This is a genomic window from Nonomuraea sp. NPDC050227 (assembly GCF_044459705.1).
Taxonomy (GTDB): domain Bacteria; phylum Actinomycetota; class Actinomycetes; order Streptosporangiales; family Streptosporangiaceae; genus Nonomuraea.
On sequence record NZ_JBITJF010000002.1, the window covers coordinates 569,680 to 591,252 of the forward strand.

Annotated in this window: 19 protein-coding genes; 12 read left to right on the forward strand and 7 right to left on the reverse strand. The window is 71.8% G+C overall.

What is annotated here, in order from left to right; translation table 11 throughout:
* Positions 1–5: 5 nt before the first annotated feature.
* A complete protein-coding gene (locus ACIBK9_RS09835; protein ID WP_397156686.1) occupies positions 6–602 on the reverse strand; it encodes a dihydrofolate reductase family protein in 597 nt (198 codons plus the stop codon).
* Positions 603–716: 114 nt separating this feature from the next.
* Between ACIBK9_RS09835 and ACIBK9_RS09840 the strand changes: the two genes are divergently transcribed.
* Positions 717–1,745 carry a DUF4037 domain-containing protein gene (locus ACIBK9_RS09840; protein WP_397156688.1) on the forward strand — a complete coding sequence of 343 codons (1,029 nt, stop codon included), beginning with the start codon at positions 717–719 and terminating at the stop codon, positions 1,743–1,745.
* Positions 1,746–1,817: 72 nt separating this feature from the next.
* On the opposite strand, the gene ACIBK9_RS09845 is transcribed toward ACIBK9_RS09840, so the two are convergent.
* Positions 1,818–2,573: a MerR family transcriptional regulator gene (locus ACIBK9_RS09845; protein WP_397156690.1), complete on the reverse strand. Its 756-nt coding sequence runs from the start codon at positions 2,571–2,573 to the stop codon at positions 1,818–1,820.
* A 29-nt stretch (positions 2,574–2,602) separates the two neighbouring features.
* Here ACIBK9_RS09845 and ACIBK9_RS09850 point away from each other — a divergent pair, with 29 nt between their 5' ends.
* From ACIBK9_RS09850 to ACIBK9_RS09885, 8 genes are all read left to right on the forward strand, one after another.
* Positions 2,603–3,406, forward strand: a complete 804-nt coding sequence (locus ACIBK9_RS09850) for a MerR family transcriptional regulator (protein WP_397156692.1) — start codon at positions 2,603–2,605, stop codon at positions 3,404–3,406.
* A 94-nt stretch (positions 3,407–3,500) separates the two neighbouring features.
* Positions 3,501–4,955 carry an alpha/beta hydrolase gene (locus ACIBK9_RS09855; RefSeq protein WP_397156694.1) on the forward strand — a complete coding sequence of 485 codons (1,455 nt, stop codon included), beginning with the start codon at positions 3,501–3,503 and terminating at the stop codon, positions 4,953–4,955.
* Between the two features lie 83 nt (positions 4,956–5,038).
* Positions 5,039–5,740 (forward strand): response regulator transcription factor, encoded by a 702-nt coding sequence (locus ACIBK9_RS09860; RefSeq protein WP_397156696.1) that lies wholly within the window; start codon positions 5,039–5,041, stop codon positions 5,738–5,740.
* Positions 5,737–7,200 carry a sensor histidine kinase gene (locus tag ACIBK9_RS09865; protein WP_397156698.1) on the forward strand — a complete coding sequence of 488 codons (1,464 nt, stop codon included), beginning with the start codon at positions 5,737–5,739 and terminating at the stop codon, positions 7,198–7,200. Before ACIBK9_RS09860 ends, ACIBK9_RS09865 begins: the two co-directional genes overlap by 4 nt.
* A gap of 90 nt (positions 7,201–7,290) precedes the next feature.
* Positions 7,291–8,169 (forward strand): polyphosphate polymerase domain-containing protein, encoded by an 879-nt coding sequence (locus ACIBK9_RS09870; protein ID WP_397156700.1) that lies wholly within the window; start codon positions 7,291–7,293, stop codon positions 8,167–8,169.
* The gene (locus ACIBK9_RS09875; protein ID WP_352350664.1) at positions 8,166–8,852 is read left to right on the forward strand and encodes a DUF4956 domain-containing protein; all 687 of its coding nucleotides are present in this window, start codon (positions 8,166–8,168) and stop codon (positions 8,850–8,852) included. Before ACIBK9_RS09870 ends, ACIBK9_RS09875 begins: the two co-directional genes overlap by 4 nt.
* Before the next feature lie 9 nt (positions 8,853–8,861).
* The gene (locus tag ACIBK9_RS09880) at positions 8,862–10,502 is read left to right on the forward strand and encodes a CotH kinase family protein (protein ID WP_397156702.1); all 1,641 of its coding nucleotides are present in this window, start codon (positions 8,862–8,864) and stop codon (positions 10,500–10,502) included.
* Positions 10,503–10,882: 380 nt separating this feature from the next.
* Positions 10,883–12,373: an alpha/beta fold hydrolase gene (locus tag ACIBK9_RS09885; RefSeq protein WP_358286681.1), complete on the forward strand. Its 1,491-nt coding sequence runs from the start codon at positions 10,883–10,885 to the stop codon at positions 12,371–12,373.
* 56 nt (positions 12,374–12,429) lie between these two features.
* On the opposite strand, the gene ACIBK9_RS09890 is transcribed toward ACIBK9_RS09885, so the two are convergent.
* On the reverse strand, positions 12,430–14,676 hold the full coding sequence (locus ACIBK9_RS09890; protein ID WP_397156705.1) for an ATP-binding cassette domain-containing protein: 2,247 nt from the start codon (positions 14,674–14,676) through the stop codon (positions 12,430–12,432).
* 57 nt (positions 14,677–14,733) lie between these two features.
* Between ACIBK9_RS09890 and ACIBK9_RS09895 the strand changes: the two genes are divergently transcribed.
* Entirely contained in the window at positions 14,734–15,687 is a 954-nt protein-coding gene (locus ACIBK9_RS09895) for an alpha/beta fold hydrolase (RefSeq protein WP_397156707.1), read from the forward strand.
* Here the strand turns inward: ACIBK9_RS09895 and ACIBK9_RS09900 are convergent.
* Positions 15,654–16,316 (reverse strand): response regulator, encoded by a 663-nt coding sequence (locus ACIBK9_RS09900; protein ID WP_397156709.1) that lies wholly within the window; start codon positions 16,314–16,316, stop codon positions 15,654–15,656. The two genes, ACIBK9_RS09895 and ACIBK9_RS09900, sit on opposite strands and share 34 nt — an antisense overlap.
* A gap of 105 nt (positions 16,317–16,421) precedes the next feature.
* Positions 16,422–17,705, reverse strand: coding sequence for a sensor histidine kinase (locus tag ACIBK9_RS09905; protein WP_397156711.1), 1,284 nt, complete (start codon positions 17,703–17,705; stop codon positions 16,422–16,424).
* 303 nt (positions 17,706–18,008) lie between these two features.
* Here ACIBK9_RS09905 and ACIBK9_RS09910 point away from each other — a divergent pair, with 303 nt between their 5' ends.
* Positions 18,009–19,253 carry an alpha/beta hydrolase family protein gene (locus ACIBK9_RS09910; RefSeq protein ID WP_397156713.1) on the forward strand — a complete coding sequence of 415 codons (1,245 nt, stop codon included), beginning with the start codon at positions 18,009–18,011 and terminating at the stop codon, positions 19,251–19,253.
* Between the two features lie 79 nt (positions 19,254–19,332).
* Complete coding sequence (locus tag ACIBK9_RS09915; RefSeq protein ID WP_358286695.1) at positions 19,333–19,584, forward strand: helix-turn-helix transcriptional regulator; 252 nt, start codon at positions 19,333–19,335, stop codon at positions 19,582–19,584.
* Between the two features lie 16 nt (positions 19,585–19,600).
* Here the strand turns inward: ACIBK9_RS09915 and ACIBK9_RS09920 are convergent, their stop codons facing one another.
* Together ACIBK9_RS09920 and ACIBK9_RS09925 are read right to left on the reverse strand one after the other, a co-directional pair.
* Positions 19,601–20,413, reverse strand: a complete 813-nt coding sequence (locus ACIBK9_RS09920) for a dienelactone hydrolase family protein (RefSeq protein ID WP_397156715.1) — start codon at positions 20,411–20,413, stop codon at positions 19,601–19,603.
* 92 nt (positions 20,414–20,505) lie between these two features.
* Positions 20,506–21,534 carry a tyrosine-type recombinase/integrase gene (locus tag ACIBK9_RS09925; RefSeq protein WP_397156717.1) on the reverse strand — a complete coding sequence of 343 codons (1,029 nt, stop codon included), beginning with the start codon at positions 21,532–21,534 and terminating at the stop codon, positions 20,506–20,508.
* Between the last annotated feature and the right edge of the window lie 39 nt (positions 21,535–21,573).

Consider the following 21,573-nt stretch of genomic DNA (forward strand, 5'->3'; position numbering starts at 1 on the left):
GCGGGTCAGGTGATGGCGCGGTAGGTCAGGTGGGTGGCCAGGGGGGAGAAGTGCGTCTCGACCGGCTCCCACTGACGCGGGCGCACCTGGGCGAACAGGCGGGTGCCCGCGCCGAGCAGCAGCGGCACCAGGTGCAGGCGCAGCTCGTCGAGCAGCCCTTCGTCGGTGGCCTGGCCGATCAGGTCGGCGCCGCCCATGAAGACGATGTCGCCGTCCCCGGCCACGGTGCGGGCGTGCTCGACGGCCGCGGCCGGGCCGTCGGTGACGAAGGTGAACAGTTCGGGCCGGCGTACCGCTGAGGGCGGGACGTGGGTGACGACGAACACGGGCGTGGCCCGCGCCTGCTCGCGGGCCACGCCGTAACCGAGCGGGTCGCCCCACCCGTAGGGGCCGTCGACCACGTCGAAGGTGCGCCGTCCCATGATGACGGCGCCGGTGGCGCGGACCGCGCCGCCCAGGACGCGCGCGTCGACGTCGGTGGGCTGGCGGGTCCAGGCGTGCAGCAGTTCGCCGCCGGTGCCGAGGCCGTGTTCGAGGCCGGGGTCGGGGCCGGTGACGTAGCCGTCCAGCGATACCGAGATGTCGGCGACGACCTTGCTCAACGGGTCCCTCCCCCTGGCGTGTCCGGTCGGTCACCACGCTGTCATCGGCGCTGGGAAAACCGGGTGAGGTTCGGGCGGTGCTCGTGCAGAGTTGACGGCGTGATGTCCAACTTTGTGCCTGGTATTGAGCTTTCTCGTGCCTTCTACGGCGAAGTCGTCGCGCCGCTGCTTCCCGGGGTGCGGCACAGCGCCGCGCTGATCGGCCCGGGCTCTGAGGTGCTCGCCTTCGACACGGCCCGCTCGGCCGACCACGACTGGGGGCCGCGGGTCCTGCTGTTTGTGCCCGCCGGTCAGGTGGAGCCGGTACGGGAGCGGGTGACGGCGGGGCTGCCCGACCGGTTCGGGGGTTTTGACACCGTGTTCGAGTACCACGGGGTGCGGCAGCCGGGGGTCGTGGTCGCCGAGCTGGGGGAGTGGCTGGTCGGGCGGCTCGGGTTCGATCCGCGTGCGGGCGTGTCGCTGCTGGACTGGTTGTCCGTGCCGTGGCAGACGCTGGCCGAGGTGACGGGCGGTGAGGTCTTCTGCGACGGGTTGCCGGGTGCGGGGCTGGAGGCGGCCCGGCAGGCGTTGCGCTGGTATCCGCAGGACGTGTGGCGGTACGTGCTGGCCTGCCAATGGCAGCGCATCGGCCAGGAGGAGCCGTTCCCGGGGCGGTGCGCGGAGGTGGGGGACGAGCTGGGGTCGGCCGTGGTGGGGGCGCGGCTGGCGCGGGAGGTGATGCGGCTGGCGTTGCTGCTGCGGCGCCGCTACCCGCCGTACCCCAAATGGCTGGGCAGCGCGCTGACCCGGCTGCCGGGCTCGGCCGAGCTGGGCGAGGCGCTGGGGGCGGCGATGGCGGCGCGGTCGTGGCGCGAGCGGGAGGAGGGCCTGACGGCGGCGTACGGACGGCTGGCGGCTCTGCAGAACCGCATGGCGCTGACCGAGCGGCTGGAGGAGGGGGTGCGGGGGTTCCACGACCGGCCGTTCCGGGTGATCGGCGGGGAGCGGTTCGCGCGGTCACTGATGGCGTCGGTGACGGATCCGGTGGTCAGGGGGCTGCCGGTGGCGGGGTGCGTGGACCAGTTGTCGGACACGGTGGAGCTGTTGACCTCGCCCCGCCGGGCGCGCGCACTGACGGCGGCCGCGCTGGACCTCCCGGCTTAGAAATCTACATTGTAAAGGTGCTGGATCTGGACAAGATCCAGTTTTTCCGACCAAAAAAACCCTGCAACCAGGTCAGACGCGGCGGGCGTTGGCGTGGATGGCCTGGCGGTAGTACGCGGCCAGGCCGGGGGCGCGGTCGTCGTAGGTGGCGGTGAAGCGGGGGTCGGTGGCGTACAGGTCGCCGAGGCCGCGGTGGAGTTCGGGCGTGCAGTCGTAGAACCAGCGGGTGATGTGGGCGCGGTGGCGTTCTGCGATGTCCATGACGTCGGGGTGGTCGGGGGCGAGTCCGCCGGCGTGGGCGGCGCGCATGTCGTCGTCGATGGCGGTGGCTTCGGCGGTGAGCTGGAGCCAGTCGGTCTTGGTGTGGGCGGCGGCGCGGCGGTGGCTTTCTGTGTAGGCGTCGGTGTGGCCCCAGCGGCGTTGGACTTCGGCGTGGTGGTCTTCGGGGGTGAAGTGGCCGAAGACGTCGAAGCGTTCTTCAGGGGTGAGGGGGAGGTGGTGGTTGTGGGCTTGGATGGCGCGTTCGACGTTGGTGATGACCTGGTGGAGGCGTTGGGCTTTGCGGGTGAGGAGTTGGTGTTGGCGGTGGAGGTGGGTGAGGTGGTCGGTGTGGGGGTGGTCGAGGATGTCGGTGATCTGTTCGAGGGGGAAGCCGAGTTCGCGGTAGAGGAGGATTTGCTGGAGGCGGAGGAGGTCGTCGTCGGTGTAGCGGCGGTAGCCGGCGGTGGTGCGTTGGCTGGGGGTGAGGAGGGCGATTTCGTCGTAGTGGTGGAGGGTTCGTACGGTGATGCCGGCCAGTTTGGCGACTTGGCCGATGGACAGGGTCATGGGTCTGACGTTACGTGAGGGTGGGTGTGGTGGTGGATGAGGATTTGCTGCCGATTGGGCAGTTTGCGCGGCTTGGTCGGTTGAGTGTGAAGCAGTTGCGGCATTACGACGAGTTGGGGTTGTTGCGTCCGGCGTATGTGGATGAGGTGACGGGTTACCGGTATTACCGGGCCGATCAGGCGCGGGAGGCGTTGTCGATCGGGTTGTTGCGGTCGTTGGATGTGCCGTTGGCGGTGGTGGGGCGGGTGTTGTCGGGGGAGGTGGGGGCTTTGGAGTCGGTTCGGGTGTCGTTGGAGGTGGAGTTGGCGCGTCGGCGGCGGACGTTGGCGTCGTTGGAGCGGGTGCTGGCTGTGGGGTTGCCGGCGGCTGAGGTGGATGTGGTGCGGCAGGGCGGGGGGCGGGCGGCGTTCGTGGGTGAGCGGGCGGCGGGGTTGGAGGATGTGGGGCGGGCTACGTCCGCGGCGGTGGCGCGGTTGGTGGCGGGGTTGCCGGAGGGGTTCGGGCCGGTGCGGTTGGTGGGGTTGTTTCCGGTTGATGTAGGTGAGGTGGTGGATGTCCGGGTGGCGTTGTTGCTGGATGAGGACAGGGAGGTCGGTCAGGGTTTCGAGGTGGGGGTGTTGCCGGGTGGGGTGTTCGCGCGGGCGACTCATGTGGGGCCTTATGACCAGATCGCGTTGACGGTGCATGCTGTGCTGGCGTGGTGTGCTGAGCGGCGGCTGGTGGTGAGGGGTGCGGTGCGGGAGGTGTACGTGTCGGATCCGGGGTGTACGCCTCCTGGGGAGTTGGTGACGGATGTGCTGGTTCCGGTGGTGGGTGATTTGTCGGTTTCGTGATGAGGTCACGGGCGGCCGGTGACGAGGTCTCTGGTTCGGCGATCAACGACCCGGCAGAGTCGTGGACGTCCCCACCGGAACCGAGAGGCCCCTGATGAAATCCCTTGCCCTGTTGTCCGCGTCCGCCCTGACGGCCACCCTTCTGGCGGTTCCGGCGCACGCCGCCGTCACCTCGTGGAGCTCCTGCCGGCCCGGCGAGGGCGTCGATCCCCGCCAGGAGTGCATGACGATCGAGGTGCCGATGGACTATTCCGCCCCCGGCGGCCCGTCGGTCACGCTGGCGGTGTCGAGGATCAGGACGGCCCGTCCCGACGTGCGCCGTGGCGTGTTGCTGATCATCCCGGGCGGTCCGGGCAGCCCGGGGCTGAACCGGCCCAGCACCCTGGTGAAGAAGCTGCCCAAGGACGTGCTCGACCGCTTCGACGTCGTCGGGTTCGACCCGCGTGGCGTCGGGAAGAGCTCGCCGGTCTCCTGCGGGCTCGCGCCCGCCGACCTGTCGCTGACGCGTCTGAAGCCCTACCCCGACGCCGACGGCGGGATCGCCGGGAACGCGGCGTGGTCGCGTCGGATCGCCGAGGCGTGCGCCCGTAACGGCGGGCCGCTGATCCGGCACATCAGCACCCGCAACCACGCCAGGGACATCGACCGGATCCGGGTGGCGCTCGGCGAGGACAAGATCTCCTACTGGGGCGTCTCGTATGGCACCTACGCGGGTGCCGTGCACGCCACGATGTTCCCCGGCACCACCGATCGGGTGATCCTCGACAGCAATGACGACCCCGATCCGCAGAAGGTGGCGCGCCAGTGGCTGGCCAACTACGCCGTCGGGGTTCAGGACGCCTTCCCCGACTTCGGCGCGTGGGCGGCCGCGCGTGACGGCGACTACGGACTGGGCGCCGACGTGGCCGCGGTGCGCCGGACGTTCCTGGAGCTGGCCGCCCGGCTGGACCGCGAGCCGCTCGCCTGGCCGGGGTCCGAGCCGGAGCAGCGGCTGACCGGCAACCTGCTGCGGGAGACGCTGCTCAACGCGCTGTACTCGCGGGCGAATTACCCGATGCTGGCCGGGCTGTTGAAGGCCGCGCTGAGCGGCGCCGAGCTGCCCGCGCCGAACCAGCCGCCGCAGGCCGCACTGCAGAACACCGCCGCGCACGCCGGTGCCACGATGTGCAACGACGTGGTGTGGCCGAGCTCGCTCGCCCGGCACGAGCAGCAGGTGCGGCGCAGCCGGGCCGCCTACCCGTTGACGGCGGGCATGCCGGTGAATCTGGGGCCGTGTGCGTACTGGCCGTTCCGGCCTGCCGAGCGGGCCACGCGGATCGGTTCGCGGGGTCCGGCCAACGTCCTGCTGATCCAGAATCTGCGGGATCCGGCCACGCCCTACAGCGGGGCGCTGAAGATGCGTGCGGCGCTCGGGCAGCGGGCCCGGATGGTCGCGGTGGACTCCAGTGGTCACGGGGTGTATCTGGCCAACGGCAACGCCTGCGGTGACCGTGCCGTCACCGACTTCCTGGTGACGGGCCGTCTGCCCGAGCGTGACCTGAGCTGCTGATGCACAGCTCTGCGGTCGGGCGCCGCCGAGCGGCGCCCGACCGCTCACACGTTTTTCTCACCATGTGCAGGTAGAACGATGTGGTGAACGAACAATCCGCCGCGAGGGTGCTGGTGGTCGACGACGAGCCGAACATCCGCGAGCTGCTGTCGGAGGCCCTGGAGCTGAACGGTTTCGCCGTGCGGACGGTCTCGGACGGCCGCCGGGCGCTGGAGGAGGTGGCCCGGGAGCGGCCGGACATCATCGTGCTGGACGTGATGATGCCCGGCCTGGACGGGTTCGCGGTGGCGCGCAGGCTTCGTGAGGCCGGTGACAGCCCTCTGGTGCTCTTCCTGACCGCCAAGGACGCGGTGCCTGACCGGATCGCGGGGCTGACCGCCGGCGGTGACGACTACGTGACCAAGCCTTTCAGCTTGGAGGAGGTCGTGCTGCGGTTGCGGGCGATCCTGCGCAGGACGCGCCCGCCGGAGGAGCAGGCCGACGACGGCGTCCTGCGGTACGCGGACCTGGAGCTGGACGTACATGCCCATACCGTGCGCCGGGCCGGGCGGCCGATCCACCTGTCGCCGACGGAGTTCAGTCTGCTCAGGTACCTGATGATCAATGCGGGACGGGTGGTCAGCAAGGCGCAGATCCTCGACCGCGTGTGGGACTTCGACTTCGACGGTGAGAGCAGGATCGTCGAGTCCTACATCAGCTATCTGCGGCGGAAGATCGACGCCGGTGGGCCGCCGCTGATCCACACCCTGCGCGGGGTGGGTTACCGGCTGCAGAGCACGTCGTGAGGGTGGCCCGCCGTCCGTGGCCGTTGCGGTTGCGGCTGCTGGTGGCTCTGCTCGGCCTGGCGGCGGCGGGGCTGGCCGTCTTCGCGGTCGCCGGCACCGTGATGCTGGAGCAGTCGCTGCTGTCGCGCGTGGATGCGCAGCTGGCCGAGTTCTCCGCGACCACCTCCGCCCGCCGGCCGCCGATCGGGCCTCCGCCGCCGCCTGGGAGCGTCCAGTTGCCGACCCAGTTCCGGATCGCCGTCTATGACCGTGCCGGGCGATTGGCTCGGCTGGTCCCCGCGGACGCGACGGGCGGCCCGCAGGTGCCGGCCGAGGCGGTCAGGTCGGTGCCGTACGGGCCGTTCACGGTGCAGGACCGGAGTGGGCGGGAGGATTGGCGGGTGCTGCTCAGGCAGTTGCCGAACGGCGAGCGCGTCGCCTTGTCGATGTCGTTGGAGGCCAACCGTGCCACCGTGCGGCAGTTGCTGGTCATCGAGGCGGCCGCGGGAGCGCTGGTGCTCGTGTTGCTGGGCGCCGTGGCCTGGGCGGTGGTGCGGCTGGGCCTGCGCCCGCTCACGCGCGTCGAGCGCACGGCGCGGGCGATCTCCGCAGGCGACCTCGACCGGAGGGTCGCCGATGCCGATCCGCGCACCGAGATCGGACGGCTCGGCCAGACGCTCAACACCATGCTGGAGCGGCTGTCGGCCGCCCTGCGCGCCCGCCGGGAGTCGGAACAGCGGCTGCGCCATTTCGTCGCCGACGCCTCACACGAACTGCGCACACCGCTCACCTCCATCCGCGGGTTCGCGGAGCTCTACCATCACGGCCAGGGCCCCCGGGACGCGGTGGCCGAGCGGCTGCTGCGCAGGATCGAGGCCGAGGCTGAACGCATGGGCGTTCTGGTGGAGGACATGCTGCTGCTGGCGCGGCTGGACCAGGAGCCCACCTTGGCGCCCACCGTCGTGGATTTGCACGTGCTGGCCGGGGATGTCGTCCATGCCGCCCAGGCCCGCGACCGCGAGCGGCCGATCCGGCTGGTCGTCTCCGCCGAGCCGGTGTTCGTGCTGGGCGACGAACATCGGCTGCACCAGGTCATCGCCAACCTGGTCGGCAACGCCATGCGGCACACGCCTCCGGACGCCGAGATCCGGGTCGAAGTCGCCCCCCGCGCCGTCGCCGGGGTCCCCGCTCCCGGGGTCGTGCACGCCGGCGACGGGCCCGCCGCGCACGCCAGGGCCGCGGTGGTCGAGGTGCGCGACGAAGGGCAGGGCATCGAGGCCGGTCATCTGCCGCACGTGTTCGACCGCTTCTACCGGGCCGACCCTGGCCGCTCCCGCGACAGCGGCGGAACGGGCCTGGGCCTGGCCATCGCCGCGGCGCTGGTGCAGGCGGACGACGGCCGGATCGAGGTGACCAGCGTCCCGGGCCGCGGCACCACCTTCCGCGTGCTGCTGCCACTCGCTCAGCATCGCGACGACTGACCACCCGGCCGTTCACCCTCTCGTCAGGCACGGTTCACACATTGTTCCCAGCTTCGTGCGGTCAGATGTGTGCTGACGAAAGGAGGGACATTGCTGAAAAGGTTCCGCAAACCAGCAGTTTCCGCAGCTGAGAATGCTGATCAGCCGTCCGAGGCGGACGGTGACCAGGGCCACCGGCTGCGGGCCCCCAGCAAGCTGCACGCCTTCAACCGCTACGAGATCAAGTACCTCGTGGACGCCTCGGAGGCGGTCGCGCTGCGGGAGGAGATCGAGCAGCGGCTGGATCGCGACCGGCACAGCGGCGAGGCGGGCTACGGCATCTGGAGCGTCTACTACGACACCCGGCAGTTGCGCTTCTACTGGGAGAAGATCGAGGGGCTGAAGTTCCGCAGGAAGCTGCGGGTGCGCCACTACGGCGACCGCTTCTGCGTGGACGGCGCCACGCCGGTGTTCGTCGAGATCAAGCAGCGGGTCAACCGGGTCACCCAGAAGCGGCGGGTGTCCCTCCCTTACGCCGATGCGCTGCGCCTGTGCGACGGGCGGCAGATGGTCGAGCACGACCCGTCCCAGCGGGCCTTCCTGGAGGAGGTGCTCGACCTGGTGCTGCGCCTGGACCTGCGGCCCGTCGCCATCACCGGCTACCAGCGGCACGCCTACCTCGGCCGTGATGCCGACGTGGGCCTGCGGGTGACGTTCGACCAGCGCATCCGCGGCCGTGACCGGGACTTCCACCTCGGCGCCGACGCCGAGAACCGGCTCATCGTCCCGGCCGGCAAGACGATCGTGGAGGTCAAGGCCAACGAGCGGGTGCCGTACTGGCTGACCGACCTGACCGCCAAGCGGAACCTGCAGGTGGTGCGGGTCTCCAAGTACTGCCAGAGCGTCGAGGCCCACGGGCTGGCGCCGCGCTCGATCTTCCACGTTCCCGACCACGACCTCATCCCCTCGACCGTTCTCTCGGAGGCATGACCCCCATGGACTTCTCCTTCCAGGACCTGTCCGGCACGTTCAGCGTGGCCGACATCGCCATCGCGATGGCCCTGTCGTTCGTGCTCAGCGCCATGATCGGCTGGGTGTACCGGGCCACGCACCGCAACGTGTCCTACAGCCAGTCCTACGTCCAGACGCTGGTCGTCCTGGGCATGCTGATCTCGCTGATCATGCTGGTCGTCGGCTCGAACATCGCCCGCGCGTTCGCCCTGGTCGGCGCCCTGTCGGTGGTGCGGTTCCGCAACGCCATCAAGGAGACCCGCGACGTCGGGTTCATCTTCCTGGTGATGGGCGTCGGCATGGCCGTCGGCACCCGCTTCTACCTGCTGGGCATCGTCGCCGCCGTCGCCATCTGCCTGATCGTCATGGTCATGCACCGGTTCAACTGGTTCCAGCTCAACGTGCGACGCCAGGTCGTCAAGGTCCAGGTCCCCTCGGACGAGGACTTCACCGCCTCGATCCAGGACGTGCTCGTCCGGCACACCGACGAGTTCGAGCTGGTCAGCATGGAGTCGATCAGGGCGGGCGCGCTCACCGAGCTCATGTACACCGTCAAGATCAAGAAGGGCAGCGAGCCGGGCGACCTGATCAGCGCCTTGCGCGAGCGCAACCACGGCCAGTCGGTCACCGTCCTGACCGGGTACGACCAGACCGACCTGTAGGCCCGGCACATGGCACAGATTAAGCGGCTCAAGCACCGTGTCCCCGTCAGGCTCCGGCAGAACTGGAAGCTCGTCGCGCTGTGCGCGGCGTTCCTGGCCGCCTGCTGGGGCGTCTTCGGCAGCGGCACGATCCGCCCGTACGTCACCACCGCCCAGGCCGCCGAGGCCGAGACCGTCACCACGAACCTGACCGGCACCAAGGACCTGTTCGACGCCTCCACCGCGCACGAGGTGAAGCTCACCTTCACCGACGAGGCCTACCAGGACATGCTGAGCGAGTACTTCAAGGACGGCGAGAAGAAGTACGTCGAAGCCGACCTGACGATCGACGGCACCCGCGTCCCGAGCGTCGGCGTCCGCCTCAAAGGCAACTCCACGCTGGGGCAGCTGACCTGGAAGGGGCAGTCCAAGCGGCGGGCCGTGCCCGGCGGCGGCCGGCGGCCGGAAGGGATGCCCGACGGCTTCCAACCGCCCGAGGGCTTCCAACCCCCTGAAGGCTTTCAGCCGCCCGGCAACGGGCAGCCCCAGAACGGGCAGCCGCAGGGCCAGGGCGGGCCGCCCGGAGGCGGCATGTTCGGCGCCTCCCTGAAGGCCGAGGAGCCGGAGAACCTGCCCTGGCTGATCAGCTTCGACGAGTTCGTGGAGGGCCGCCGCTACCAGGGGCGCACCCAGGTCGCCGTACGGCCGGCCGCGATGGGCTCGACGACGATGCTGAACGAAGCGCTCGGCATCGCACTGGTCGGCGCCTCCGGCGAGCCGACCCAGCGCTCGGCCTACAGTTCCTTCACCGTCAACGGCCGCGCGTCCACCCCGCGCCTGGTGGTGGAGTACCTGGACGAGGGCTACGCGGCGGAACTCGGCGACGGTGTGCTGTACAAGTCGCTGGCCACCGGCTCCTTCACCTACAAGGGCGAGGACCAGACCGAGTACGCCGGCGACTTCAAGCAGATCAACAAGGTCGGCGGCAAGGACCTGCAGCCGGTCATCGACCTGGTCAGGTGGACGGGCGAAGCCTCCGACGCCGAGTTCGCCGAGGGCCTGGCCGACCGCCTGGACGTGACCTCGTTCGCCCGCTACCTGGCCCTGCAGCACATCATGGTCAACTTCGACGACATGGCCGGCCCCGGCAAGAACTACTACCTGTGGTACGACACGGCCACCAGGAAGTTCAAGGTCATCACCTGGGACCTCAACCTCGCCTTCAACGGCGACGCCAAGAGCGGCGTCAACGACACGATCGGGATGGGCGGCTTCGGCCCCGGACGTCCCCAGCAGAACCAGCTACAGGGCCAGCCGCAGACCCAGCCGGCGCAACCCCGGCAGGGGCAGCCGCCTCAGGGCCTCACCGCGCCCGGCGGCGGGCAGGGGCGTCCCGGCGGCGGCATGATGCGCATGAGCCACCCCCTGAAGGAGAAGTTCCTCAAGAACGCCACCTTCAAGAAGATGTACGAGGAGCAGTACCGCGCCCTGTACACCAAGCTGCTGGGCAGCGGCGCCGCCTCCGGCCTGCTCGACGACCTCGTCGCCGCCTACAAGCTGAACGACGGCGCCGACACCGCCAAGGTCGACGCCGAGGCGAAGACCCTGCGCACGTTCCTGCGGACCCGGACCGAGACCCTGCGCTCGGACAAGGCGATCACCGGCGCCTGACCCGCACGTGGTGACGGGTTCGGCGGGTTCTGCCGGGCTGGACCCGTCACCACGTGCCCGGGGAAGCGCCCGGGGTGGCGAACGGTCACGAGCCGGAGGGCGGGGCCGCACCGTCGCGCCATGGAGCCGAACGGGTCACGTCCGTAAGCCCTTGACAGCCCCCGCACCCGCATGTGTCCAGATTCTGGCGTAATGTCCACCGGCGCGGCCTTCGCCTGTTAGATTCCGAGTCGTGATCAAGGAGAGGCACGGCAGCGGCCCCGCAACAGACCGCTGAGGCAGGACGGGGGATGCTCCGCGGCCAGGCCAGGGGGCCCGATCACGCGCCGTGCGAGCAGCCCCGCCCGCCGATCGACGTGCCGATCGACGATAGGGGCAATGTGCTGAGAAGAACATCCCTGCTCGCCACCGCCCTCATGGCGATGGCGACGCTGTTAGCCGTCCCCATGGCGGGGACGGCCGGCGCGGCGGTGACCCGGCAGGACGTCACGGATGCCGTCGGCAAGCGCGGCATCACCTGGGGGCCGTGCGAGGAAGAACCCACCGTCGAGTGCGGCACGCTGGCCGTGCCCATCGACTGGTCCGAGCCCGACGGGCCGACCGTCGACCTGGCCCTGGCCCGCCGCAAGGCCACCACCCCGTCGGCGCGGATCGGCTCCCTGCTGACCAACCCCGGCGGGCCCGGCAACTCCGGCGTGAACGACATCCTGCGCCCCTCCGGCTTCAGCCAGGACATCCAGCGGCGCTTCGACATCGTCGGCTACGACCCCCGCGGCGTCGCCCGCAGCCGCTCGGTGACCTGCTCGGCCTCGGTGTACAACCAGATGCCCTACCCGGTCATGACCAGCCAGGCCGACTACCTGACGTGGGTCGCCTTCGACAACAGGCTGCGCGCCGACTGCCGCAAGCTCACCGGCCCCCTGTACGACCACCTCGACTCGGTCAACGTGGCCCGCGACATGGACGCCATCCGCGCCGCGCTGGGTGAGGACAGACTGACCTCCTACGGCGTCTCCTACGGCACGCTGGCCCAGCAGATGTACGCCGAGCTGTTCCCGGGCCGGATCCGCGCCATGGTGCTGGACAGCAACATGGACCACAGCCTGGACGTCAAGGCGTTCCAGGTGAGCGAGGCCGCCACCGTCCAGGACAGCTTCGAGGAGTTCATCGCCTGGTGCGAGCGTGACAGCGACTGCGTCCTGCGCGGCCGCGACATCCGGGCGTTGTGGAAGGGGCTGCTGGCCAAGGCCGGCCGCGGTCAGCTGTTGTGGCCGGGCGACGGCCGCCCGGTGAGCGCGCACAACCTGCAGTGGCTGGGCGTGGTGCTCAACGAGGCGCCCGCCTGGCGGCTGGAGGCCAAGGTGCTGCTCGCGCTGGCGGGCGGCCCGGTGCCCGAGGACATGCCCGGCCCTCCCGGCAACTGGCCGGTGAACGGCCAGTACGCCGAACTGCCCACCGCGATCTTGTGCCAGGACTGGAACCTGTCGCTGCGGGGCTACGCCGAGTACGCCGAGGTGATGCGCGCCTCCAACGCGGTGGCCCCCGACATGCGCTACAACCCGATGCCGATGGGCGACATGCCGATCTGCCAGGGCCATCCGGTCAACAACCCCCAGCACCCGCTGCGGTACAAGGGCAGCACGCCGCTGCTGGTGGCCACCTCCAGGCACGACCCCGACACGCCGTACGCGTGGTCGGCCAACGTGGCCCGTCAGCTGGGCCCCAAGGCCACCCTGCTCACCTACGACGGCTGGGGCCACGGCGTCTACGGCATGACCACCTGCACCACGGCCGCCATGGACAGCTACCTGATCTCGGCGTCCGTACCCGCCAAGGGCATCGGCTGCCCGGCGGAGGAACCCCAGGGCTGACACTGGGCTGATCGTGCCGCCCCCGGCACGATCAGCCCCACCCCTCTCGCGGCCGGTCAGGCGAGCGCGGCGGCCAGATGCTCGGCGGTACGGGACCCCGAAGCGGTCAGCAGGTCGGCGGGGGTGCCCTGGAACATCAGGCGGCCGCCGTGTTTGCCGCCGCCCGGCCCCAGATCGATGACCCAGTCGGCCCGTTTGACCATCTGCATGTGGTGCTCGACCACGATGACCGTGTTGCCGGCGTCGACGATGCGGTCGAGCAGGTCGATGAGGGTGTCGACGTCCGACAGGTGCAGGCCGGTGGTGGGCTCGTCCAAAACGTAGACGGTGCCGGTCTTGGTGAGCTCGCCGGCCAGTTTCATCCGCTGGCGTTCGCCGCCCGACAGCGTGGAGGTGGGCTGGCCGAGGGTGAGATAGCCCAGGCCGACGTCGACCAGCGTGGTGACGCGGTCGCGGATGGCCGGTTCGGTGAAGAACGCGGCGGCCTGCTCGGCGGTCAGGGCCAGGACGTCGACGATGGTGTGCCCGCGCAGCCGGTGACGCAGGGCCTCGGGGTTGTAGCGGCTGCCGCCGCACATCTCGCACACGGCGGTGACCGGGTCCATGAACGCCAGGTCGGTGTGGATGACGCCGCGGCCCTCGCAGGCGGGGCAGGCGCCGGTGGAGTTGTAGCTGAACAGCCCCGGCTGGGTGCCGCTGGCGCGGGCGAACAGACGGCGGACCGGGTCCAGGACGCCGATGAAGGACGCCGGGCTGGAGCGGGCCGAGACGGCGACGGCGCCCTGATCGACGATGACCGCGCCGGGATGCTGGGCGGTGAACACCTCGCCGATGAGAGTCGACTTGCCGGACCCCGCGACGCCGGTGACGCAGGTCAGCACACCGGTCGGCACGTCGAGGGTGAGATGGTCGAGGTTGTGCAGGGCGGCGTCGGTGATGGTCAGGTGCCCGGTCGGGCGGCGCACGGCGCTCTTGAGCGGGGTGCGGGCCCGCAGGTGGCGGCCGGTCAGGGTGCCGGAGCGCGCCAGCCCTTCGACGGAGCCCTCGTAGACGACGGTGCCACCGTGCAGACCGGCTCCCGGCCCGAGATCGATGACGTGGTCGGCGACGGCGATGACGTCCGGGTCGTGCTCGACCACCAGGACGGTGTTGCCCTTGTCACGCAGGGCCCGCAACAGCGTGTTGAGCCGGCCGACGTCGGCCGGGTGGAGGCCGGCGCTGGGCTCGTCGAACACGTAGGTCATGCCGGTGAGGCTGGAGCCGAGATGGCGGACGGTCTTCAGACGCTGGCTCTCGCCGCCGGACAGGGTGGTGGTCTCGCGGTCGAGGGTGAGGTAGCCCAGGCCGATCTGGTCGATGCGGCGCAACGCGGCGGCCGCGGTGTCGGCGACGGGGTTGCCGAGCCCGGTCAGGACGCCGATGAGGTCGGTGATCTCCATGGCGGCGTGGTCGGCGATGTTGTGGGGGCCGATCATGGTGGCCAGGGCGGCCTGGTTGAGACGCGCGCCCCGGCACTGGGGGCAGGTGCCCTCGGTGACGAAGGCCAGGACCGCCTCGCGGGTCTTGTCACTGAGCCCCGACAGGTCGCGTTTGAGGTAGAGGCGGGTGAAACGGTCGGCGACGCCTTCGTAGTCGACCTTGTTGAGGGTGCCGTTCTTGCCGTGGACCTCGACGGTGAAGCCGCCGCCGTGCAGCAGCAGGTGGCGCTCTTCCTCCGTGTAGTCGGCGACGGGTTTGGCCGGATCGAAGGTGCCGGAACGGGCGTAGATCTGCCACTGCCACGTGCCGACCCCGAACAGCGGGAAGCGGATGGCGCCGTCGTCGAGGGACCTGCCCGGGTCGAGCAGCGCGTCGAGGTCGAGGCGGACGGCCCGGCCGAGGCCGTCGCAGCCGGGACACATGCCGTGGGGGTCGTTGAAGGAGTAGGCGTAGGAGTAGCCGGCGCTGGGCGTGCCGTAGCGGGAGAACAGCACGCGCAGGATCGGCAGGATGTCGGTCATGGTGCCGACGGTGGAACGCGAGCTGCCGCCGACCGGCTTCTGGTCGACGACGATGGCGGCGCCGAGGTTGTCGATGGCCTCGGCCTCGGGTTTCTCGTGTTTGGGCAGCCGGTTGCGGACGAACCAGGAGTAGGTTTCGTTGAGCTGGCGCTGGGACTCCACGGCGACGGTGTCGAAGACGACCGACGACTTGCCCGAGCCGGACACGCCGGTGAAGACGACGAGCCGGTTCTTGGGGATGCGCAGGGACAGGTTCTTGAGGTTGTTCACGCGCGCGCCGGTGATGACGATGCTGTCGTCCATGCGGTCACGGTAGCGACGGGCGCCGACAGTTTCCGTCCGTGCCGGCAAGGGGCGGCAGTGGGGCAGGAAGTGGGGCAGGAAGTGGGGCAGGAAGTGGGCGAGGAGACGGCGTCCGGGGTCGGGCCGGCCGGGCTGGACATCGTGTACGAGCGGCTGGGTGACCGGGCCGCGCCGCCCGTGCTGCTGATCATGGGGGCGGGCGGGCAACTGATCAACTGGCCCGACGGGTTGTGCGCCGAGCTGGCCGGGCACGGCCTGCAGCTGATCCGGTTCGACGGCCGTGACTGCGGGCGTTCCACCCACTTCGACGGCGCCGGCGAGCCGGACTTCGCCGCGGCGCTGGCCGGTGACCTGTCCTCGCTGGCCTACACGCTGGACGATCTGGTCGCCGACACCGTGGGCCTGCTGGACGTCCTGGGCCTGGACAGCGTCCACCTGGTGGGCGCGTCGCTGGGCGGCATGATCGCCCAGGCGGTCGCCGTCGCCCACCCTGGGCGGGTCAGGTCGCTCACCTCGATCATGTCCACGCACGGCGACCGCATGACACCCCCACCGGCGCGCCCCGGCGCCGCGCGCGGCGTCCCGGGGCCGCCGCCGACCACCCGCGAGCTGTACGTGGCGCGCATGGTGGCCGGCGCGAGCGCCCACGGCGTGGCCGCCGACCTGGAGGCGGTACGGGCCGTGGCCGAGCGGGCCTGGGACCGCGGCTGGTCGCTGGCCGGCATGCTGCGGCAGGCGGCCTCGGTGATCGGGTCGGGCGACCGGCGGGAAGGATTGTCTCGGCTGGAGATGCCGGCGCTGGTGATCCACGGCGCGGCCGACGCCGCCGCCGACCCCGCCGGTGGGCGGGCCACGGCGCAGGCGATCCCGGGCGCGGAGTTCCTGCTGGTCGAGGGGATGGGACACGGGTTCCCGCCGGGGGTGTGGCGGCAGGTGAGCGCCCGGATCGCCGCGCTGGTCCACCGGGGGGAGCGGGGTCATGAGGAGGGGCGGATCAGGCCGCTCTCGTAGGCGAACACCACGACCTGGGCGCGGTGACGCAGCCCGAGTTTGAGCAGCACACGGCTCAGATGCGTCTTGACGGTCGCCTCGGCCAGGTGCAGGGCGGCGGCGACCTCGGCGTTGGACAGGCCGCGCGCCACCTGGACGAGCACGTCGTGCTCGCGGGCGGTCAGCAGGTCCAGCAGCCGGTGCTGTTCGCGGGGGCCGGGGGTGAGCTGGGGGGCGAACCTGTCCAGCAGGCGGCGGGTGACGCGCGGCGACAGGACGGCCTCGCCCGCGGCGACGTTGCGGATCGCGCTGAGCAGGTCGGCGGGCGGGGTGTTCTTGGGCAGGAACCCGGCGGCGCCGGCCTTGAGCCCGGCGAAGGCGTACTCGTCGAGGTCGAAGGTGGTCAGGATGAGCACCTTCGAGGCGGGACAGTCGCGGACGATCCGCCGGGTGGCCTCGATGCCGTCCAGGCCGGGCATGCGGACGTCCATGAGCACGACGTCGGGGCGCAGCCGGCGGGCCTGCAGGGCAGCCTGTTCGCCGTCGGCGGCCTCACCGGCGACGTGCAGGTCGGGTTCGGCGTCCAGCACCATGCGGAAGGCCATCCGCAGCAGCGCCTCGTCGTCGGCGATCAGCAGCCGGATGGTCATGGCACGTCCGGGCCGGTCAGGTGGAGGCTCATGGCGCGTCCGGGCCGCTCGCGTGGAGGCCGGTCAGGTGGGCGCCGGTCAGGTGGGCGCCAGTCAGGTCGAGGCTCATCGCGTGTCCAGGCCGCTCGTGTCCGGGCCGGTCAGGTCGAGGACGGCCGCGACCCGCCAGCCGCCGCCGGGGGCCGGGCCGGCGTGCAGGGTGCCGTCGTAGGCGGCGACGCGTTCACGCATCCCGGCCAGCCCCCGTCCGGCGGGCCGCAGGGGCGCCGGACGGCCGCCGTCGTCGGTGATCTCGATGTCGGCCCGCCGGCGGGTCAGGTGCACCCGGACGTGCGCGCGAGCGCCGGGGGCGTGCCGCAGCGTGTTCGTCAGCGCCTCCTGAGCCAGCCGGTAGAGGGTGAGCTGCGCGGCGGCCGGGACGTCGGCGGGGTCGCCGTCGACCCGCAGCCGGGTCGGCAGGCCGGCGGCGCGCATCCGGTCGGCCAGCGGGCCGAGGTCGGCGATACCGGGCGCCGGGTGCAGCGGAGCGATGCCGGGCTCCTGCTCCTGGCCGATGCCCTGGCCGACGCCTCCGTCAACACCTCCGTCGACGCCCTGACCGGCGCTTCCGTCGGTGGCTCGATCGGCGTCCTGGTCGGTGCTGAGGGAGCGGCGCATGTCACGCAGCGCCTGGCGGCCGGTGTCGGCGATCTGCGCCATCGCGGCCACAGCCTGACCGGGCGCACGGTCGTGGACGTAGGCGGCACTGTCGGCCAGCGCCACCATGACCGACAGATTGTGGGTGACGATGTCGTGCATGTCGCGCGTCATCCGGGCACGCTCCTCGGCGACCGCCAGACGTGCCCGCTGGTCGCGGTCGCGTTCCAGGGAGGCGACGTACGCCCGCCGGGCCCGCGCCCACAGCCCGGCTGCCAGGGCGGCGGCCGACATCGCGCTCAGCGCCGCCACCGTCAACGGCATCCGGCCAGGCGGCGCCCACCGCGCCGCGGCCGCCACCACCCCGGCCTCCAACACGAACGCGGCGGCCACCGTCGCCCGCCACGAACGGCGGGCCGCCACCGTGTAGAGCGCGACCAGCAGCGCCGCGTCGGCCGGAAGCTGCACGTCGACAGCCCACTGCAGGGCGGCCGTGCCGCCGATCACGCACAGCACCAGCAGCGGGGCGCGCCGCCGCCACACCAGCGGCGCCACCAGAGCCACCTGCAGGGCCAGCACCGCAGGGCCGCCCTCGGCCACCCGGCCCGGCCCCAGAGTGACCACGAAGATCACAGCAGCCAGCAACGCGTCGGCAACCACAGGCGGCACCGAGCCGACCACCGAGCCGACCACCGAACGGATCGCCGAACGGATCGCCGAACGGATCGCCGAGCCGACAGTCGAGCCACTCACTGGGCGGACCGCCGAACCCATCACCGAACCCATCACCGAGCGAACCACTGGGCGGACCGCCGAGTCGATCGTTGAGCGGGGCGTTGAGCGGGGCGGCGCGGTCGGGCGGGCGGCCGGAGTCATGCGCCCACCCTAAAGGCCGCGCCCCGGCGCCCCCCATCCTCCGCAAGGAGGAACATCTCGGCCCCTCATCCGAAAGTCGTACCCGCAGGTCAGCCCGTGGCCGCTGGCCCGCCCGCGAGCCCGCCTGCCAGCCTCGGACCACACCCCCCGCCTTCCGTCCCGTTCGAGGAGAACACCGGCATGCCCGTGAAGACGTACGCGGCCCCTCTGGCCGTCGCCGCCCTGACCCTCACGCCCGTCACCGTCCCCCTGCACGCCCAACAGGCACAGCAGGCGGTCACGGTCGCCCTGCCCGCGCCCGGCGGCCCCCACCCGGTGGGAACCGTCGCCCTGCGCCTGGTCGACCGCTCCCGCCGCGACCCCCTGGTGCGGTCGAAGCCGTACCGGGAGCTGATGGTCAGCCTGTGGTACCCGGCCAAGGGCGGCACGCAGCCGCTCGCCCCCCACATGGCGCCCCTGGCCGCCGCCGACTGGGACCGCCGTTCCGCGCCGCCCATGGGCATCGCCAAGGGCGCCGTCGACTGGGCTGCCACCCGCACCGCCGCCCGTGCCGGCGCGCCGGTCGAGCGCGGCGCGGGCCGGCTGCCCGTCGTGCTGTTCGGCTCCGGCGACGGCGGGCCGCGCACGCTGGGCACCACGCTCGTGCAGGACCTGGCCTCGCGCGGCTACCTCGTCGTCACCGTGGACCACACCTACGAGGCCGACCAGGTGGAGTTCCCCGGCGGGCGGGTCGTGCGCGCGCTGCCGCTGCCGGCCAAGCTCACCCCGCGCGTCATCGAGGCGCTGCTGGAGCGGCACGCGCGGGCGCGGCTGGCCGACATGCGGTTCGTGCTGGACCAGGTCACGGCCCTGGGGCAGGGACGGGCCATCGGCGGCGGAGAGATGCCCGCCGGGTTGCGCGGCGCGCCCGACCTGACGCGGGTGGGGGCGCTGGGGCAGTCCCTGGGCGGGTCGGTGGCTGCCCAGCTCGTCCACGACGACCCGCGGGTGGACGCCGGGGTCAACCTCGACGGCGGCTACGTCGGCCCGGTCGCCGCCACCGGCGTGCCCAGGCCGTTCCTGCAGCTGGCGGCCCAGACGCACACACGGGACAGCGAGCCGAGCTGGAAGTCGTTCTGGCGGGCCTCGACCGGGTGGAAGCGGGAGCTGCGGTTCAAGGGCGCCGCGCACGGCTCGTTCACCGACCTGCAGGCGCTGCTGCCGCAGATCGCCGCGGCGCTGCCCAAGGCACAGGACGGGAAGCAGGACGGGAAGCAGAGCGGGGTGCCGGTCGCCGACTTCGTCGGCACGATCGATCCGCAACGATCGGTGGCGGCCCAGCGCGCCTACGTCGGGGCGTTCTTCGACCTGCACCTGCTGGGCAAGCCCACCCGCCTGTTCCAGGAGCCCGACAGCCGTTTCCCCGAGGTGTCCCGCATCCCCTGACCCTGGGGCCGGCTTGGAGGTCCGCCCGGGGGCGATAACAATACCGGTATAAGTATCCCGCGGGTGTAGGGTGGGCGGCATGGTGCGATCCCCGCTGACCCCCGAGGAGCGGCTGCGCGGCGAGCAGCTCGGCCACATGCTGCGCCAGGCCCGAGGCGAGCGCAGCATCGTCGAGGTCGCCGCCGCGGCCGGCATGTCCGCCGAGACCCTCCGCAAGATCGAGACCGGGCGCATCGCCACGCCGGCGTTCTTCACCATCGCCTCACTGGCCGACGTCCTGGGCATCTCCCTCGACCGCCTGGCCGTCCGCGCCACCCCCGCCCGCACCTGACCCGTCCGGGCCGAGGTCATTCCGTACGGGAGCGGCGTACCTCATCCAGCACGTCCTCGATGCGCCGCCAGGCGTCCTGAGCCGCGGCCGGGTGGAAGGTGTCACGCTCGTCGGCGGCGAACCCGTGGCTCGCCCCCGGATACACCACCGTCTCCAGCCGCTCGGCGATCGCCCGCTGCTGGGCGCCGTCGATGATCGGGTCGTCGGCGCCGAGCAGCACCACCAGCCGCCCCGGCGCCCGCGCGGCCCGCTCCAGCGTCGGCTCCGGCCGGCTCAGCGGCAGCTCGGTGCCCGTCAGCCACCCCGGGTACAGCGCCACCGCCGCCGCCAGCCCCAGCTCACCGGCCACCGAGCACACCACGTGGCCGCCCAGGCTGAACCCGACCGCCGCAGCGGGCCGGGCGCCCACGCGCCGCAGGTGCTCCGACGCGGCCCGCGCGTCATCCAGCACCTGTTCCCGGCGCAGCAGCCAGGCCAGCTCCAGCCCCCGTTCCCGGCCGGCCGCATCGACCGGCAACTCCACCACCCGCCCCAGCGGGCCACCCGTCACCGCATCCACGGCAACCGGCACCCCGACCCCCTCCCGCACAAGCCCCGCCGAAGAGCCCGCGGGGGAGGGCAGCAGCTCGTGCCGGTGGTTGAAGTCGGGCACGACGGCCGCATGCCCCAACCCCGCCAGCCGGTCGGCCATCCGCCGCGCGTACCCGCTCACCCCGAAGATCTCACCGGCGACCAGCACGCCCACGGGCCGCCGCACCCCCACGGGCAGGGCCGTGTAGGCCGCCATGCCCGCGATGTCCACCCATCCGGTGGTGATCTGTCCGTTCACGCGGCCGAGCTAACCAGCCCCCGCCCGCCCCCGGCCAATCACGACCCCGATGGCCGCCATCACGACCCCGATCGCCCCCTGGGGCCGAGGCCCTATCGGGACGGCTTGTCACGCAACAGCGGGTGTGACCGCATCGCCACCTCCAGCTCCCCGGGCAGCTCGTCACGGTAACGCCCCAGCGTCGACAGGTCGCTGTGCCCCAGCACCCGCCGCACCGCGTCCATGTCGACCGCGTCGGCCAGCAGATGCGTGGCCGTGGTGTGCCGCAACCCGTGCGGCGTCACCGAACGCCGCTGATCGGGATCGACGTGCCGCTGCACCCGGTCGATCACCGCCTGCACGTCGCCCCGCGCCAGCCGCCGCCCCCGCCACGACAGCAGCAGCGCCTTGCCGTCGTCGGCGCCGGCCACCTGGCCCCGCCCCCGCGCCAGGTAGGCCTGCAACACCTCGGCCACGTCGTCGGGCAGCGGCACGTCACGCGTACGGCCGCCCTTGCCGAAGATCCGCCAGTAGCGCACCCCGTCGTTGGTGTAGAAGTCCTCCACGTTGGCGCGCACCAGCTCCGACACCCGCGGCCCCACCGTCGACAGCAGCAGCACGATCACCGCGTCACGCAACTGCATGCGCTGGTCGCGGCGCTTGCCCTCCTGCTCGGGCGCCTCCCGCAACTGCCGCGCCGCGCCGATCAGCCCTTGGGCCTGCTCCCGCGTCAGCGCCCGCCGCTCCGGACGCAGCCCGCCCCGCTGCTTGGCCGTCACCGTCGCCGCCGTCATCGGGTTGATCTGCACCCACCCGGCCAGGGTGGCGTGCTTGAACAACGCCGAGATCGACCGCCGGAACCGGGCCTGCGAGGATGGCGACTGCCCCGCCCCCGAGCCGCCCGCCTGCCGCGCGTCGGGCTTGCGCGCGAACGCCAGCAAGATCGCATCGACGTCCTCGCCGGTCAGGTCGTCGAGCACCACGTCGGCGCCGGCCAGCGCCACCAGCGTGGCCACGTCACGCGCGTAGACCTCGGCCGTGGCCGGGGACAGCGCGCCCGTCGACGTCTTGGCCACCACCAGCTCCACGTAGCGGTCAGCCGCCTGTCCCACCGTCAACCTGTCGAGCTCCGCGGGCCGCACCGGCTCCCCTCCTCACATCTCGGCGACGCACCGAACGCA

Bases quoted from the DNA above. Each gene is read 5' to 3' on its own strand.
- ACIBK9_RS09890 (WP_397156705.1), bottom strand. From the start codon at position 14,676: ATGGACGACAGCATCGTCATCACCGGCGCGCGCGTGAACAACCTCAAG.
- ACIBK9_RS09915 (WP_358286695.1), top strand. From the start codon at position 19,333: ATGGTGCGATCCCCGCTGACCCCCGAGGAGCGGCTGCGCGGCGAGCAG.
- ACIBK9_RS09900 (WP_397156709.1), bottom strand. From the start codon at position 16,316: ATGACCATCCGGCTGCTGATCGCCGACGACGAGGCGCTGCTGCGGATG.
- ACIBK9_RS09875 (WP_352350664.1), top strand. From the start codon at position 8,166: ATGACCCCCATGGACTTCTCCTTCCAGGACCTGTCCGGCACGTTCAGC.
- ACIBK9_RS09855 (WP_397156694.1), top strand. From the start codon at position 3,501: ATGAAATCCCTTGCCCTGTTGTCCGCGTCCGCCCTGACGGCCACCCTT.
- ACIBK9_RS09880 (WP_397156702.1), top strand. From the start codon at position 8,862: ATGGCACAGATTAAGCGGCTCAAGCACCGTGTCCCCGTCAGGCTCCGG.
- ACIBK9_RS09910 (WP_397156713.1), top strand. From the start codon at position 18,009: ATGCCCGTGAAGACGTACGCGGCCCCTCTGGCCGTCGCCGCCCTGACC.
- ACIBK9_RS09845 (WP_397156690.1), bottom strand. From the start codon at position 2,573: ATGACCCTGTCCATCGGCCAAGTCGCCAAACTGGCCGGCATCACCGTA.